This is a genomic window from Mesorhizobium sp. WSM4849 (genome assembly GCF_055811385.1).
On the sequence record NZ_JBVVPW010000039.1, the window covers coordinates 24,217 to 38,622 of the forward strand.

Genomic DNA, 14,406 nt, shown 5'->3' on the forward strand with positions numbered 1-14,406 from the left:
GGAGGCGGCGATGTTTCCTCCAATTGCCAATCCCTCGGTAACGGACGTGACGCCCCGCTTCTCGGAGAAGGATCTCGTCCGCCGCTCCGCCTCAACGGTACCCGCGCCGGCCGAGCGGCTGACAGAGGTGGCCAAGCTCATCGACGTTTCGAAATGCATCGGCTGCAAGGCCTGCCAGACAGCCTGCATCGAGTGGAATGACACGCATCCGGAGATCGGCGTCAACGCCGGCGTATACGAGAATCCGCCCGACCTGACGCCGGACATGTTCACGCTTATGCGCTTCAGCGAGTGGGAGAACCCAGAGACGAACAATCTCGAGTGGCTGATCCGGAAGGATGGCTGCATGCACTGCGAAGATCCGGGCTGCCTCAAGGCCTGTCCGGCGCCGGGCGCTATCGTTCAATATTCCAACGGCATCGTCGATTTCGTCCACGAGAACTGCATCGGCTGCGGCTATTGTATCAAGGGGTGCCCCTTCAACATCCCGCGCATATCCCGCGTCGACCATACGGCCTACAAATGTACCCTCTGCTCGGACCGCGTCGCCGTCGGCCAGGGTCCAGCCTGCGCCAAGGCCTGTCCGACCCAGGCAATCGTCTTCGGCACAAAGGAAGAGATGAAGCAGCATGCCGAGGGCCGCATTACCGACCTGAAGGCGCGCGGCTATGCCAATGCCGGCCTCTACGATCCGCCAGGTGTCGGCGGAACGCACGTGATGTACGTGCTGCATCACGCCGATCAGCCCGAACTCTATTCCGGCCTGCCGAAGGAGCCTAGGATCAGTCCTCTCGTGGAGGCGTGGAAGGGCATCACCAAATATGCCGGCCTGACCGTGCTTGGGGTCGCGGCCGGCGTCGGCCTTCTCCACCATCTGGTGATGGGGCCGAACAGGGTTTCGGACACGGATGAGGAGAATGCCGAACGGCTAGTGCGGAGTGACCGCCATGACAGCGCATGATGTCGAACCTGGTAAAGTACATCCGGGCAAGCCCGTCACGGTGGACCGGTATACGGTGGGCGCGCGGATAAATCACTGGATCACGGCGGCGAGCTTGATCCTGCTTGCCCTGTCCGGCCTCGCGCTGTTTCACCCGAGCCTTTTCTTTCTGTCAGGACTGTTCGGTGGTGGCCAGTTCGCGCGCTTCATCCATCCGTGGATCGGCGTCGTTCTCTTCTTCAGCTTCTTCGGGCTTTTCATCCGGTTCTGGAAGGCGAATCTGTGGAAGCGCGAAGATGGGGCCTGGCTCACGCGCTTTCGCGACGTGCTGGCCAATCACGAGGAGAACGTGCCGGAAGTCGGCAAGTATAATGCCGGCCAGAAATTCGTATTCTGGGCCATGTCGGTCTTGATCATCATCCTGATATCGAGTGGCCTGGTCATCTGGGATCAGTATTTCTCCGCCTACACGACGGTCGGTCAACAGCGGATGGCGCTCCTCATTCATGCCATCGCCGCCGTTGCGATGATCGGCGTTTGGATCATCCACGCCTATTCCGCCCTCTGGGTGCGAGGCACGATTCCCGCCATGATACGCGGTTCGGTGACGGGCGGCTGGGCCTGGCGGCATCATCGCAAATGGTTGCGGGAACTTGTTACGAAACCGGGCGGAAGATCGGGATCGAAGCCCGCCGAATGAGCGGGCGCTAATGCATGTCGCCCAAAAGTACGCAGCGGTTTTTGGACAACGACATGCATAGAAGCAAAAACTTAAGCGCGTCGCATGATTCCCTTCAGACGCGACGCGCTTAGTCAGCCAACCACGTGGCCCGTGTGGTTCGTGAGGTGAGTATGCCAAAGCAGATCGTTCCGTCGGATATCGATCCCACCGCCATCGGTGAAGTCTCGGCGCCGCCTTACGTCCGTCTGCCTGATCCGACGCGTCTTTTCGTTCGACGCGCGCAGCGGTTGAATGCGCTGGCCGAAATCGATGAACTCGGTCCTTATCTCCGCTTTCTCGCGGCTCTCGCCGATGTCCAGCACGGCATACAGGACGGCCTGTCCGATCCGGATCTGCCGGAAACGGAGGTGCGTGAACGGGCGCACGCTTTCGGGATGCCTCCACTCGATCGTGACAGGTTCGCCTCCGGGGCGTTCTTCGAGACGCTCGACCGCTTGGTGCTGGCGGCTTCGGCCATCGAGAAGCCTCGGGCCGCGGCAGACGCGCTCGACCGACTGAAGCTGGCGACGCCTCCAGAGCGCGATGCCTTGGTGCGCAACGTGCTCGCCGATGCAATTGCGGCTGACGCATTGGCCGAGCATGTTTATGTCGCGGCAGCGCTGCAGCTTCATTTCGCGCGTCTTGCCGCTTGCCTCGACGCCTCCACGCTGGTCCCGGTAGGTGACGGCGCATGCCCCGTCTGCGGCGGGCCGCCGGTGTCCTCGATGATCGTCGGTTGGCATGGCTCCCACGGGGCAAGGTTCTGTGCATGCTCGCTCTGCGGCACGCTCTGGAATTATGTCCGCATCAAATGCACCCTGTGCGGCTCGACCAAGGGAATAGGCTATGTGGAAGTCGAAGGCGGACCCGGCACTGTAAAGGCCGAGACCTGCGATTCATGTGGCTGCTATGTGAAAATCCTGCATCAGCACAAGGATCCGACCCTCGATCCGGTTGCCGATGACGTGGCGACACTCGGCTTGGACCTGCTCGTCCGCGAGAGCGGCTACCGTCGCGGGTCGTTCAACCCATTCCTTGTCGGATACTGAGGACGCGATGACCGCTTTGCCTGCACGTCGCCTGCGTGATCTTCCATCGGTCGATGAGATATTGAAGACGCCGCTCGGATCCACGGCGATCCAGCGCTTCGGCCGGCAAGTCGCGACGGCGGCTGTCCGCGCGGCACTTGCCGCAGCGCGGGAGGCCTGCCTCGGCGGAGCAGCAGTGCCGCAGCCCGGCGACGTCGCCGCCGACGCGGTTGAACAACTCAAGGTTGCAGAGCGCCCTTCCCTGCGACCGGTTTTCAACCTGACCGGCACGGTGCTGCACACCAATCTCGGCCGGGCGCCGCTGGCTGAGGAGGCGATCGAGGCGGTGCGCTCTGCAATGTGCGAAGCGGTCGCTCTCGAGTTCGACCTCGAGACAGGCAAGCGCGGCGAGCGGGATGATCATCTGCGTTCGCTCGTTTGCGAACTGACGGGAGCGGAAGACGCAACTGTGGTCAACAACAATGCGGCCGCTGTCCTTCTTGTCCTCAACACGCTGGCGCTCGGCCGCGAGGCGATCGTCTCGCGCGGCGAATTGATCGAGATCGGCGGCTCGTTCAGGATGCCCGAGATTATGGCCCGCGCCGGCGCCAAGGTGGTCGAGGTCGGAACCACCAACCGCACGCATCCGAAGGACTATGTCGCGACGCTCGGCCGGAAGACCGGGTTGGTCCTCAAGGTGCACACCTCGAACTACCGGGTCGAGGGGTTCACGGCTGAGGTGGGCGCGCGCGAACTGGCTTCCATTGCCAAGGCGCAGGACGTGCCCCTGGTCCACGACCTCGGCTCCGGCACGCTTTTCGATCTTGCTGCCTATGGCCTCAAGCATGAACCAACCGTGCGCGAGGCGATTGCCGACGGCGCGGATCTGGTCACCTTTTCCGGCGACAAGCTGCTCGGCGGACCCCAGGCGGGCTTTATCGTCGGCAGCAAGGCTCTGCTGGCCGCGATCAGCCGCAATCCGATGAAGCGGGCGCTCCGCGTCGACAAGCTTCGGCTCGCCGCGCTGGAGGCGACGTTGAAGCTCTATCGCGACCCTGATCGCCTGGCGGAGAGACTGCCGACGCTGAGATTGCTGACGCGCCCCTCGGCCGAGATCGCAACCCAGGCGGAGCGCCTTGCCCCCATGGTTGCCAATGCTCTGGGTGAGGCATTCGTGGTGGAGACTGTGGAATGCCGCAGTCAGGTCGGTTCGGGTGCCCTGCCGCTTGAGACGATACCCAGCGCCGGTCTTGTTGTACGGGTAAAGTCCGGCGGCGGGAAGTCGCTGGGAGCGCTTGCAGCGGCATTGCGCGGGCTGCGCGTTCCCGTGATCGGGCGCATCGAGGACCGGGCGCTTGTGTTCGATCTGCGCTGCCTCGAAGACGAAGCGGGGTTCTGTGCAAACCTCGCCGGCTTCGATTCTGGAGGAGCCGATGCGCTGGTTTGAGAGCCTCGCGCGCCGGCCGGCCGAAGTGCCCCGGCCGGCTGACGTGCCCCGGCCGGCTGACGTGCCGGTCGCCGAACGTCTGGCAAACGCCTTGGAAGCGGCCAGGCGCAGCGATTATGCGGTCGCCTTGAGCATATGGGAGCCGCTCGCTCATGGTGGGGTCGCGCGTGCGCAGAACAATATCGGCGCCTGCTTCGCAGAAGGGCTTGGCGTCGACCGGGACTGCGACCTCGCCTTCCGCTGGCTGGCGCTTTCGGCCGAGGCCGGCGATGCCGTCGGGCGGCGGAACCTGGCGTCGCTCTATTTCCGCGGCGAGGGCGTCGCGCAGGACTACGGCCGCGCAGCCGAGCTCTACCGAGCAGCCGCGGAGCAAGGCGACGGACCGGCGCAGGACATGCTGAGCTGGATGCTGCTCGAAGGCGAGGTGTTCGATCCCGACCCAGCAGAGGCACGGCGCTGGGCGACTGCCGCCGCCGAGCAGGGAATAGCGTCGGCCATGACACGGCTCGGCATGATCCATCACAATGCGCTCGGTGTGCCGCGCGATCCCGCTGAGGCAGTCCGCTGGTGGCGTCGGGCTGCCGTGCGCGGGGATGCGGACGGGCAGGCCATGCTTGGCGCCGCCTGTCACTTGGGAGCGGGTGTCGAGGCCGACGCGGTCGAGGCATATGCCTGGCTTCTGCGCGCGAACGCAGCAGGCAGCTCGCTCGCCGAGCGGTATCTGCCGGCCGCGCGTGCCGGCCTCACCCCTGACGAGACCGCCGAGGCCGAAAATCGTGCCGCGGCATCATTGACGGGGGACGGATCATGATCGTCGGCACGGCGGGCCATGTCGACCATGGCAAGACCGCGCTGGTGCGTGCGCTGACCGGCGTCGACACCGACCGCCTGCAGGAGGAAAAGGCGCGGGGCATGACCATCGATCTCGGCTTTGCCTACCTGCCGGCACCGAACGGGGACGTCATCGGCTTCATCGATGTTCCGGGGCACGAACGGTTCGTGCATACGATGCTCGCCGGCGCCAGTGGCATCGATTTCGTGCTATTGGTCATTGCCGCCGACGACGGGATCATGCCGCAGACGCGCGAACATCTGGCAATCATCGATCTGCTCGGCATCAGGCGCGGCGCGGTCGTGCTGGCCAAATCCGATCTGATCGCGCCCGCACGGCGCGCCGCCGTTCAAGCGGACATCCGTGCCGCGCTTGCCGATACAGCACTTGCCGAAGCAAACATAATGCCCACCTCGGCCGTCAGCGGTGACGGTATCGACGATCTGCGGCATTTCTTGTTTGAGGAGGCGTCGCGCTTTGCCGGCCGCGCATCCTCTGGACGATTCAGATTGGCGGTCGACCGATGCTTCACGCTGCACGGCATCGGCACTGTCGTGACCGGCACGGTCCTTTCAGGATCAGTCGGCGTCGGCGACCACCTTGTCGTTAGCCCGTCGGGCCTGGCGGCGCGTGTTCGCTCGATCCACGCCCAGAACAGGCTGGCTGAGCGCGGGCGGGCAGGAGACCGTTGCGCGCTCAACCTGGCTGGTGACGGCATCGGCAAGGAGGCGATCGGGCGCGGCGACATCATACTCGACCCGGAACTTCACGCGCCGACGGGTCGGATCGACGCAAGGCTGCGCGTCTTGCCAGGAGAGCCTAGGCCGATCGGCCAGTGGTTCCCGGTACGCCTCCACCACGCTGCGGCCGAGGTTGGGGCAAGGGTCGTGCTTCTCAGTGACGAGCCGGTCAGACCCGGCGGCGTCGCCAAGGTTCAATTGGTGCTGGACAATCCGATCGCGGCTGCCGCTGGCGACCCCTATGTTGTGCGCGACACCTCGGCGCAGCGGACCATCGGCGGCGGACGCCTGATCGATCTGCGGGCGCCGAGCCGGAAGCGCCGCACGCCGGAACGGCTTATCCAGATCGAAGCATATGCCGTCCCGGATCCCGACGCTGCTGTCACCGCACTGCTCGACACGCCGCCCCATTACCTTGACCTTGGCTCATTCGCGCGCGACCGGGCGCTCGGCAGCGACGAGACGCAGAGACTGGTCGACAGCCTCGGATTGGTCTGCATTCCCGTCAGGAAAACGCTGTTCGTTCTCTCGCCGGCATGCTGGATGCAATTCAGGCTCGGTCTGGCCGCGAACTTGAAGACCTTTCACGCGGACAATCCGGATCTGCCGGGAATCGGCATGGAGAGATTGCGCCTTCAGCTTGACCCACGACTTCCGGCGCCGATGTTTGCAGCCGCTCTGCGAATGCTGGCGCGCGCCGGCAAGCTCGCCCTTGACGGCGCCTGGGTGCGGCTGCCCGGCCATGAGGTCCGTCTGACACCGCAGGACGAAACGCTGTGGCTGCAAATCGAGCGGCTCATCGGCGGCTCGACGCGATATCATCCGCCGAGGGTCCGCGATGTAGCCGATATGTTGGCGAAGCCGGAAACGGAAATCCGCCGGATCCTGAAACTTACCGGCCGCATCGGGAGAGTATACGAAGTCGCCCATGATCATTTCTTCCTGCGCCCGGCATTGGCCGGGATTGTCGAAATCGTCGACGACCTGACGGCGGCCGAGCCGGGCGGGCGGTTTAACGCCGCCCAGTTTCGCGATCGTGCAGGCAGCGGGCGCAAGGTTGCCATCCAGATCCTTGAATTTCTCGATAGGCATGGCGTCACTTTGCGACGCGGCGACCTGCGGCTCGTCAACAGGCATCGACGGGATCTGTTTCGCTCACCGGCCGATAGTGAGCCGGCAATAGCGGAAGTTTCTGGAGGAGCATCGTCCCCGGTGGGGCGTCCGGACTTCAAATCCGGGAGGGGCCGCGAGCCGGTCCTTGGTGGGTTCGACTCCCACTCTCTTCCGCCACTCTCGCAAAGGCGCGATGACGGTGACAACCCGCTTTCTCGTTGAGCTCAAGACAGCGGCCGAGGCCGCCAAAGTCGCGGAAGGCCGTTTCCGACGGGAAGCTGCAGTCCGGATCGCGGCGCTCGAACAAGAGCGCGCCTTCGCCTTCAGGCGGCTCAATCTCATGCAGGCGATCGCCGAGGCCATGGCATCGGCCGACAGTGAGGAGATAGCCGTCGCCAGCGCCTTCGCCACGCTGCGCACGCGACTCGGCTGGAATTCCGACAGCGAAGCGCGCTCGGAGGTGATCGCGCGTTTCGGCCAGGTTGTGCTGGCGATATTCCGGGCGTCGGAGGAAGAGGAATCCGCCAATGACATTCCTGAGACCCTGGCGGGTTTCGAACATTGGTATGCCGAAACCCGTGGATCGCCGTTCTGGCTCCTGTTCGAGCGCCAGATGCAAGACACGCCCCGTGTCGACTTTTAAGAAGCGCAGGTCCATCCGGGCGCATTGTTGACGCTCAGGCGATCAGGACTGCGACCGTTTGGCTCCTCTCACCTTCTGAGATACAGCCATAGTGTCGTCGGCGCCAGGATGGCGGTCAGCGCCACCGGCGCGATCAGGGCGAGGACGACCTGACCGAGCGTCGCCCCGCCAGCCATCAGCCCGCGCAGCGCCGTCGTCATCAGCGACACTGGGTTGACTTCGACGATGGCCCGCAGCCAGTCCGGCATGGTGCCGGGGTCGACCATGATGTTTGAGGCGAAAACGAGCGGGAACAGGAAGGTAAAGCCGAGCGTCATCACCGTGGTTGGCGTGCGGATCAGCAGGCCGAGCACGATGAATACCCAGCCCATGCCGAACCCGATGGCGATCAGCATGGCGAAGGCGGCAAGCACGCCGAGGATGCCTGCCTCAGGCCGGTAGCCGAGGATCAGCCCGATGGTGAGAATGATCGAGGCGGCAATCAAATGGCGCAGGATGTCACCCACCATCAGGCCGGCGAACGGAGACAGCGACCAGATCGGCAGCGATCGGAAGCGGTCGAATAAGCCCTTGCCGAGGTCGGTCGACAAACCCATGCCCGAATAGACTGCGTTGAACACCACGGTCTGAACCAGGATGCCGGGTAAGAAGAATTGCAGGTACTCGCCAGGCGAACCGGCGAGCGCGCCGCCGAAGACGAAGGTGAAGAGCAGGGTGAACATGATCGGAGTCATCACCAGATCGAAGAGTTGCTCCGGCACATGCTTGAATTTCAGCACCGCGCGCCACCCGAAGACCAGCGCGTTGGAAAGGGCTGATGGGGTCCTAGGTCGGGCGACGCTTTGCAGCCGCTGCAGGGATGTCGTGTCGATCATGGCTTGTCACCTGCCTTCCGGCTTTCACCGAGGCCCGGCTGGCCCGTCAGCGCGAAGAAGACCTCCTCGAGGCTGGGTTGGCCCATGGAGAAATCCGACAGCTCGATGCCGGCGGCGACCAGATCGGCCAGCGCCTCATTGGCGGCCTTCGCTGTGCCGGCAAGGACGGAGAGCTCAGCGCCTTCGGCGCTGCGTTGGACAGGATGTTCCAGCCGGCGTTCCAGAATGGTCGCCGCTTGGTCCGCCCGTGCAACATCGGCGAGCGCGACATGGAGAAAGCCGGAGCCGGTGGCCGCCTTCAGTTCGCGGCTGGTACCCTCGGCGATCTTCCTGCCGTAGTCGATGACGGCGATACGCGCTGCAAGTTGATCGGCCTCTTCGAGATATTGCGTGGTGAGCAGGATGGTGACGCCGGCCTCGGCGAGGCCGCGGATCATGCCCCAGACATCCTTGCGGGCGTTCGGATCGAGGCCTGTAGTCGGCTCGTCGAGGAACAGCACGCCCGGCGTGACGACCAGCGAGGCGGCTATGTCGAGCCGCCTTCGCATGCCACCCGAATAATCCCTCACCTGCTTCGTCGCCGCTTCGGACAAGCCGAAAGCCGCGAGCAGGTCGTCCGAACGGGTTTTCGCGGCGCGACCGCGAAAACCCCAGAGTCGGGCGAGCAGGACGAGGTTCTCCCGGCCCGTCAAGTCCTCGTCGAGCGAAGCGAACTGCCCGGTCATCGCGATTGCCGCACGGACCGCATGCGGGGCCTGCACGAGATCGTGCCCCATCACGGTCGCAGAGCCGGCGTCGGGGCGCGACAGCGTCGCGAGCATGCGCATCAGCGTTGTCTTGCCGGCACCGTTCGGACCCAGGATGGCGAAAATCATGCCGCGCGGCACATCGAGATCGACACCATCGACGGCGCGCAGCTTGCCGAACGTCTTGACCAGGCCGCGGGCGGAAATGGCTGACTGGACAAAACCCTTGGAGGGCAGGCCCATAGGAGAAGTATCGTTCATGCAATCATCCGGCAGTCGCAAAATGAAAGGCCAGCTTCGGCGCGATGGGTGCGTCGTCAATTTCTCTGCAGGCGCACGAACTTACCGTCTGGCTTATCCTCGTGCCAGAGGCTCCGACGACGTACCACTACCTGGCCGCTGAGGCTGAAAGCCGGTCCGATCATATGTCGGACAGGTCTCTAATCATCTTGGGGTTTTCACTCGATCACGGCGCAGGCCTGACGATTTCCGGCATCACCGGCAGGCTGGCTTTTGTAGTCGTCCTGTCCGCCGTGGATCATCAATGCCTTGCCTCGTATCGCCGTTTCTCCACCATCCAGCTTGACCATGCCGTTGAAAGCCTGGGCACGCAAAACGCCGTCGGCGCCGACCCGCTGATTTGGCATATCGCCCGCGTGCGGGCCTTTTCCAGTGAGGTATCCATGTTCGGCATTCGTCGGATTGAAGTGCCCACCGGCCGAGTCATGGCCGGTCTGATGGTCGCACTTTCCGGTTTCATGAACATGGAACGCGACCCACTCGCCCGGAGGCAGTCCTGTTACCTCCAACGCTATCAGCACGCCCTGCGCCGTCTCGGTCAGCGTGGCCGTGCCATTCTTCTCGCCGGCCATGTTGACGAATTCGGCTTTCGCGGTCGCGGTGTCCTGGGCCGCTGCAGGCATCGCGACCGCCAGCGCCAACCCTGTTGTTGCAACCAATCTTCTCATCGACTCGGCCTCCGGTTGTCCAAGCAAGCCAAACAACAAAGGGGTCTCTTCGTTCCATTTGGCAATTGAGTTTTTTGTCTCCCGCACAGCCGCCAGGGAAGCGACGCCGACAACCTGTTCGATGTGTCTTCAGTTTACACCAATTCGAAGAGTTGCGCGGTTTGCCAGCCTGCAAGCAGTATGATGAGAATACCAACGAGCCTGAGAAGCGTCTTTTCTGCGATTGACTTCACTACCCAACCGGCCATCGGCGCTGCGACGACGCCGCCAAGAATCAAGCCGGCGACAGAGAGTAGATTTTCCGTTAGCTCTCCTGCCTCCGCCCAATGGCCCGTTAGTAATGCAAACAAGAAGGTCAGAGACACCGAGAGCGTGATGAGGAACTCGCTCGCATTTACCGTACCAATAACGTAGCGGGGCGTCCCGCCAAAACCGAGAAGGCCTGTCGTTACGATGGGTCCCCATCCACCACCCCCTGCCGCATCGAGAAATCCACCACCAAGTCCAAGAGGAGGTACCGCGCCTGCAGGGACCGGCTTACTCGGGATCCGCCGGAATGAACGGAACAGGAGCCAAGCTCCGACAAGCGCCAGATATGTGGTCACATATGGCTTCATGATCGCTCCCTCAAACGAGGTGAGCACAAAAGCGCCGAGAACGCCGCCGAGCACGCCAAATGGCATCAGCCGCCAGAAAAGTTTCCAGTCGATATTGCGGTGATAGAGGTGAGCCGAACCCGAGGCCGCAGTGGTAAACAACTCAGCCGCGTGAACTGAAGCCGAAGCGTGTGCGGGAGACACGCCAAACCCCAGCAGTGTTGTCGAGGAAACCACGCCGTAGGCCATGCCGAGAGCCCCGTCGACAGCCTGAGCTACAAACCCTACGAGCGCAAAAAGGATAAATTCTTGCATTTGGCTCTCCAACAAAGCGCGGTCGTAATGGGCGAAATTAGGAAACCCGCTGCCTACAACGAATGCAATTCATGTCTTCATGCTTCCACAATTCACCAAACGCCTGGCATCGACAATGGCGACGAACGGGAAACTGTCCGCTCGATCGACGTCTTTCCTCAGATCTTCAAAGTCATTTAGCTTCTCAGAACATTGAGGCGATCTCGAATAGGATGCTGGGTTGGCACCCTCTTAAGTTGAAGCCGCGCATTAATCGACCGTCCTCGAAAGACCACGCCAGTCGCTCAAGCCGCACCTCCCCTGACCTGCGGTTTCAAGGGTCAGACGCAGACTTGCAGCTCCACCCCATATCTGTTTAATTGCCGGCATCCACAGGGGTGCTCCGTATCGTCGGGGGCTGAGAGCTGGGCTGCAAGCCCGTAAACCCTAGAGCTGATCTGGATAATACCAGCGGAGCGAGGCGGGCGATGTTTTCTGGCGCACAGATTTCTCTTTCTCCGACAACCGGCGATTTCGTCGGTGTCGTCATCTCCGCGCTCGATGCGCTCGACCCTTGTCGCGATCGGTTGCGCATAGGCACAGACGATATTTCGACGCTGCCGGTCGGCCCGCTCCAGGGCCATGTCACGATCGAGCTTACGGTTTCGGCCAACAGCCCGACCCTGCGCTGATCTTTTCGCACCAGACAAGTCTCGCATGTCTCAACCTTTCTCCGCCGCGCCGCGAATCGCAGCCTTGTTCGCCAAGGTCGGACCGGCCTTGCTATCGGTTGGCACGCTGGTTTTGGCTTGGGACCTCTATGCGCGCATCTCGGGCATCTCGCCCACCACGCTGCCCGCGCCGTCACGCGTTCTCGCCCAGGCCATCCGGCAGCGCCAGGCGCTGCTCGACAACACCGTGCCGACGATCAGCGCCACATTGGCGGGCTTCGCCTGCTCGCTGGCCGTTGCCTTCATCCTTTCGGTGCTGATCGACTTCTTCAACCCGCTGCGCCGTGCCCTGTTCCCGGTGTTCATCATCAGCCAGACCCTGCCGCTGGTGGCGATCGCCCCGCTGGTCGTTCTCTGGTTCGGCTTCGGACTGACGCCGAAGATCACGCTGATCGCCCTCGTGACTTTCTTTCCCATGCTGGTCGCGCTGGTGCAGGGTTATGACTCGACGGATCGGGACATCTCGGCGCTTCTGAGTTCGATGGGCGCTTCCCGCATGCGCATTTTCCTGCTGGCCCGCTTGCCCTCCTCGCTGCCCTATTTCTTCGCCGGACTGCGCATCTCGATCACCTATGCCGTGGTGGGCGCCATCTTCGCAGAATATGCCGGTGCGGCCAAAGGGCTCGGCATCTACATGCTCAACGCCAAGAACAATTTCCGGCCCGATCTCGTGCTGGCGGCCGTGCTGGTCAGCGCCTTGCTCACGCTAGCCCTGTTTGCTGCTACGGTGCTGATCCAGCGCGTCGTCATGCCATGGGAGCGGCTCGATGGCGCACGAAAATCATGAGCAGGCGGCTGGAGCTGCGCCAAGTCAGGAAGCGTTTTGGCGACATCGACGTGCTTGCCGACATCACCCTGCACATCGAGCCGGGCGAATTCGTTTCAATCCTCGGCCCCTCCGGAGCCGGCAAGTCCACGATCTTCAGCTTGCTGACGGGCGGTCTCGGAGGCCCCGGCGGCGATGTCGACTTCGACGGGCGGCCACTGGCCGACACGCGCCGACCGTTTGCCTTCATGCCGCAGCACGATGCCATGATGCCTTGGCGCACGGTTATCGACAACACCGCGCTCGGTCTGGAAGTGCAGGGCATGTCCCGCAAGGCGGCGCGCGACAAGGTGGCGCCGTACTTCGGCGAATTCGGCCTGGCGGGCTTCGAGCATAAGTATCCGGCGCAGCTCTCGGGCGGAATGCGCCAGCGCGCCGCGCTGTTGCGTACCGTCGTGCAGGACCGCGCTATGCTGTTGCTCGACGAGCCGTTCGGCGCACTCGACGCCCTCACGCGCACCGGCATGCAGCGCTGGCTTCAGACGATGTGGGACCGACACCGCTGGACCGTCCTGCTGATCACCCACGACGTCCGCGAGGCGGTCTTCCTGTCCGACCGCATCTATGTGCTGAGCGCCCGCCCCGCCCGCGTGCTGCGCGAAATCATCATACCTCTTTCGCGCCCGCGCAAGGATCTTGCCTCGTCGGAAGCCAGCGCCATCGAAGCCGACATCCTCGATACCCTGCTCGATCCACAGCCCGCCCAAAGGACATGACCATGCTTTCCAGACGCCTCTTCATCGCTGCCGCATTGATCGCCGGGTTCGCACCCGTCACGTCCGTCTCCGCCCAGCAGACTGTCACCGTCGCGCTAGACTGGACGCCGAACACAAATCATGTCGGGCTCTATGTCGCCCAAGCGAAAGGCTTCTACGCCGAGGCCGGGCTCGACATGCGGATCCTGCCCTACACCGACACTGCGGCCGGTACGCTGATCGCCAACCGCGTGGCCGATTTCGGTATACTGGGATCCATAGGATTGTTCACCCAACGCACGGCCGGCGCCGACCTCGTCGCCACCTACGCCATCATGCAGACAGAAACCGGCCGGCTGGTGTTCAACGCCGACCGCGCCGATATACAGTCCCCCAGGGATCTGGACGGCCTGACCTATGGCGGTTTCGGCAGCGCCTGGGAGAATGCGCTGATCGGCACCATCATCCGCCATGATGGCGGCGAGGGCAAATTCGAAACAGTGACGCTGGGCACCTCCGCCTATGAGGCCTTGGCCAATGGCGCAGTCGATTTTACGCTCGAAGTCTACACTTGGGAGGGGATCAAAGCGGAGCTTGACGACAAGCCTCAGCGCGCCTTCCGTTACGCGGATTTCGGCGTGCCCGACCAACACACCAATTTCATTGGCTCGAGCCGAGCCTACCTCGAGAAGAACAAGGACACGGCAACCGCGTTCATCGCCGCGACCAGGCGCGGCTATGCCTTCGCCGTCGAACATCCGCAAGAAACGGCTGAGATCCTGATAGCAGCAAACAGCGACATGCTGACCGACCGTCCATTGATCGAGGCATCGCTGAAGGCGCTGGTCGACGGCCACTATCTGCAAAGCCCCGCCGGCGCGATCGGCACGATCGATCCCGCAAAGATGGAGGCTATCGGCGACTACCTGTTCAAGGCCGGAGCCCTACGCGACGGCGATGGGAACCCGGTCGGCGAACGACCCGATTTCGCGGCCTATTACAGCAACGCCTATCTGGACGGCGAAAAATGAGCCCGCCGCGGCGCATGCATCCTGTCGGCACTCGCCGTCGTCACCAGCAGGATCGGACTTGACCGGAACTGCATCGACCAGCTTCGACGCGCCGCTGCCGCCGCTGTCGAGCGCACGGCCGAACCAGTCCGGCCAGAGCCGGTCGGCGTGCTGGTCGTGATCGCAAGGCGGGACAGGCTG

At 63.2% G+C, this 14,406-nt stretch carries 13 protein-coding genes, 1 tRNA gene and 2 pseudogenes; 12 read left to right on the forward strand and 4 right to left on the reverse strand.

Features of this window, described 5'->3' with window-relative positions:
* Positions 1–10: 10 nt before the first annotated feature.
* From fdxH to AC0L3L_RS30995, 8 genes and pseudogenes are all read left to right on the forward strand, one after another.
* A complete protein-coding gene (fdxH, locus tag AC0L3L_RS30960) occupies positions 11–961 on the forward strand; it encodes a formate dehydrogenase subunit beta (protein WP_473486494.1) in 951 nt (316 codons plus the stop codon).
* The gene (locus AC0L3L_RS30965) at positions 948–1,640 is read left to right on the forward strand and encodes a formate dehydrogenase subunit gamma (protein ID WP_473486493.1); all 693 of its coding nucleotides are present in this window, start codon (positions 948–950) and stop codon (positions 1,638–1,640) included. The genes fdxH and AC0L3L_RS30965 overlap by 14 nt, the downstream gene beginning before the upstream one ends.
* 152 nt (positions 1,641–1,792) lie before the next feature.
* On the forward strand, positions 1,793–2,710 hold the full coding sequence (gene fdhE / locus AC0L3L_RS30970) for a formate dehydrogenase accessory protein FdhE (RefSeq protein ID WP_473640923.1): 918 nt from the start codon (positions 1,793–1,795) through the stop codon (positions 2,708–2,710).
* 7 nt (positions 2,711–2,717) lie between these two features.
* On the forward strand, positions 2,718–4,136 hold the full coding sequence (gene selA / locus AC0L3L_RS30975; RefSeq protein WP_473527188.1) for an L-seryl-tRNA(Sec) selenium transferase: 1,419 nt from the start codon (positions 2,718–2,720) through the stop codon (positions 4,134–4,136).
* Entirely contained in the window at positions 4,123–4,947 is an 825-nt protein-coding gene (locus AC0L3L_RS30980) for a tetratricopeptide repeat protein (RefSeq protein ID WP_473640925.1), read from the forward strand. Before selA ends, AC0L3L_RS30980 begins: the two co-directional genes overlap by 14 nt.
* Positions 4,944–6,776 (forward strand): annotated as a pseudogene (selB, locus tag AC0L3L_RS30985) (selenocysteine-specific translation elongation factor); the annotation flags it as partial. The gene AC0L3L_RS30980 and the pseudogene selB, both read left to right, overlap by 4 nt.
* A gap of 126 nt (positions 6,777–6,902) precedes the next feature.
* A tRNA-Sec gene (locus AC0L3L_RS30990) sits at positions 6,903–6,998 on the forward strand.
* 16 nt (positions 6,999–7,014) lie between these two features.
* Positions 7,015–7,464 carry a hypothetical protein gene (locus AC0L3L_RS30995; protein WP_473640927.1) on the forward strand — a complete coding sequence of 150 codons (450 nt, stop codon included), beginning with the start codon at positions 7,015–7,017 and terminating at the stop codon, positions 7,462–7,464.
* 68 nt (positions 7,465–7,532) lie between these two features.
* Here the strand turns inward: AC0L3L_RS30995 and AC0L3L_RS31000 are convergent, their stop codons facing one another.
* From AC0L3L_RS31000 to AC0L3L_RS31015, 4 genes are all read right to left on the reverse strand, one after another.
* Positions 7,533–8,339: an ABC transporter permease gene (locus AC0L3L_RS31000; RefSeq protein WP_473486488.1), complete on the reverse strand. Its 807-nt coding sequence runs from the start codon at positions 8,337–8,339 to the stop codon at positions 7,533–7,535.
* Entirely contained in the window at positions 8,336–9,346 is a 1,011-nt protein-coding gene (locus AC0L3L_RS31005; RefSeq protein WP_473640928.1) for an ATP-binding cassette domain-containing protein, read from the reverse strand. The genes AC0L3L_RS31000 and AC0L3L_RS31005 overlap by 4 nt, the downstream gene beginning before the upstream one ends.
* Before the next feature lie 197 nt (positions 9,347–9,543).
* Complete coding sequence (locus tag AC0L3L_RS31010) at positions 9,544–10,053, reverse strand: superoxide dismutase family protein (RefSeq protein ID WP_473486486.1); 510 nt, start codon at positions 10,051–10,053, stop codon at positions 9,544–9,546.
* A gap of 134 nt (positions 10,054–10,187) precedes the next feature.
* A complete protein-coding gene (locus AC0L3L_RS31015; protein ID WP_473640930.1) occupies positions 10,188–10,964 on the reverse strand; it encodes a sulfite exporter TauE/SafE family protein in 777 nt (258 codons plus the stop codon).
* Between the two features lie 467 nt (positions 10,965–11,431).
* Here AC0L3L_RS31015 and AC0L3L_RS31020 point away from each other — a divergent pair.
* From AC0L3L_RS31020 to AC0L3L_RS31035, 4 genes and pseudogenes are all read left to right on the forward strand, one after another.
* Positions 11,432–11,575, forward strand: a pseudogene (locus tag AC0L3L_RS31020) (YkoF family thiamine/hydroxymethylpyrimidine-binding protein); the annotation flags it as partial.
* Between the two features lie 85 nt (positions 11,576–11,660).
* Entirely contained in the window at positions 11,661–12,461 is an 801-nt protein-coding gene (locus AC0L3L_RS31025) for an ABC transporter permease (protein WP_473486484.1), read from the forward strand.
* The gene (locus tag AC0L3L_RS31030) at positions 12,458–13,216 is read left to right on the forward strand and encodes an ABC transporter ATP-binding protein (RefSeq protein WP_473640932.1); all 759 of its coding nucleotides are present in this window, start codon (positions 12,458–12,460) and stop codon (positions 13,214–13,216) included. The genes AC0L3L_RS31025 and AC0L3L_RS31030 overlap by 4 nt, the downstream gene beginning before the upstream one ends.
* A complete protein-coding gene (locus AC0L3L_RS31035) occupies positions 13,213–14,226 on the forward strand; it encodes an ABC transporter substrate-binding protein (protein WP_473640934.1) in 1,014 nt (337 codons plus the stop codon). The genes AC0L3L_RS31030 and AC0L3L_RS31035 overlap by 4 nt, the downstream gene beginning before the upstream one ends.
* Positions 14,227–14,406: the final 180 nt, after the last annotated feature.

Excerpts from the sequence above, each read along its gene's own strand:
- AC0L3L_RS31000 (WP_473486488.1), bottom strand. The coding sequence starts at position 8,339 with ATGATCGACACGACATCCCTGCAGCGGCTGCAAAGCGTCGCCCGACCT.
- AC0L3L_RS31030 (WP_473640932.1), top strand. The coding sequence starts at position 12,458 with ATGAGCAGGCGGCTGGAGCTGCGCCAAGTCAGGAAGCGTTTTGGCGAC.
- AC0L3L_RS31015 (WP_473640930.1), bottom strand. The coding sequence starts at position 10,964 with ATGCAAGAATTTATCCTTTTTGCGCTCGTAGGGTTTGTAGCTCAGGCT.
- AC0L3L_RS30995 (WP_473640927.1), top strand. The coding sequence starts at position 7,015 with ATGACGGTGACAACCCGCTTTCTCGTTGAGCTCAAGACAGCGGCCGAG.
- AC0L3L_RS31025 (WP_473486484.1), top strand. The coding sequence starts at position 11,661 with ATGTCTCAACCTTTCTCCGCCGCGCCGCGAATCGCAGCCTTGTTCGCC.
- fdhE (WP_473640923.1), top strand. The coding sequence starts at position 1,793 with ATGCCAAAGCAGATCGTTCCGTCGGATATCGATCCCACCGCCATCGGT.
- fdxH (WP_473486494.1), top strand. The coding sequence starts at position 11 with ATGTTTCCTCCAATTGCCAATCCCTCGGTAACGGACGTGACGCCCCGC.
- AC0L3L_RS30980 (WP_473640925.1), top strand. The coding sequence starts at position 4,123 with ATGCGCTGGTTTGAGAGCCTCGCGCGCCGGCCGGCCGAAGTGCCCCGG.
- AC0L3L_RS31035 (WP_473640934.1), top strand. The coding sequence starts at position 13,213 with ATGACCATGCTTTCCAGACGCCTCTTCATCGCTGCCGCATTGATCGCC.
- AC0L3L_RS31005 (WP_473640928.1), bottom strand. The coding sequence starts at position 9,346 with ATGAACGATACTTCTCCTATGGGCCTGCCCTCCAAGGGTTTTGTCCAG.
- AC0L3L_RS31010 (WP_473486486.1), bottom strand. The coding sequence starts at position 10,053 with ATGAGAAGATTGGTTGCAACAACAGGGTTGGCGCTGGCGGTCGCGATG.
- AC0L3L_RS30965 (WP_473486493.1), top strand. The coding sequence starts at position 948 with ATGACAGCGCATGATGTCGAACCTGGTAAAGTACATCCGGGCAAGCCC.
- selA (WP_473527188.1), top strand. The coding sequence starts at position 2,718 with ATGACCGCTTTGCCTGCACGTCGCCTGCGTGATCTTCCATCGGTCGAT.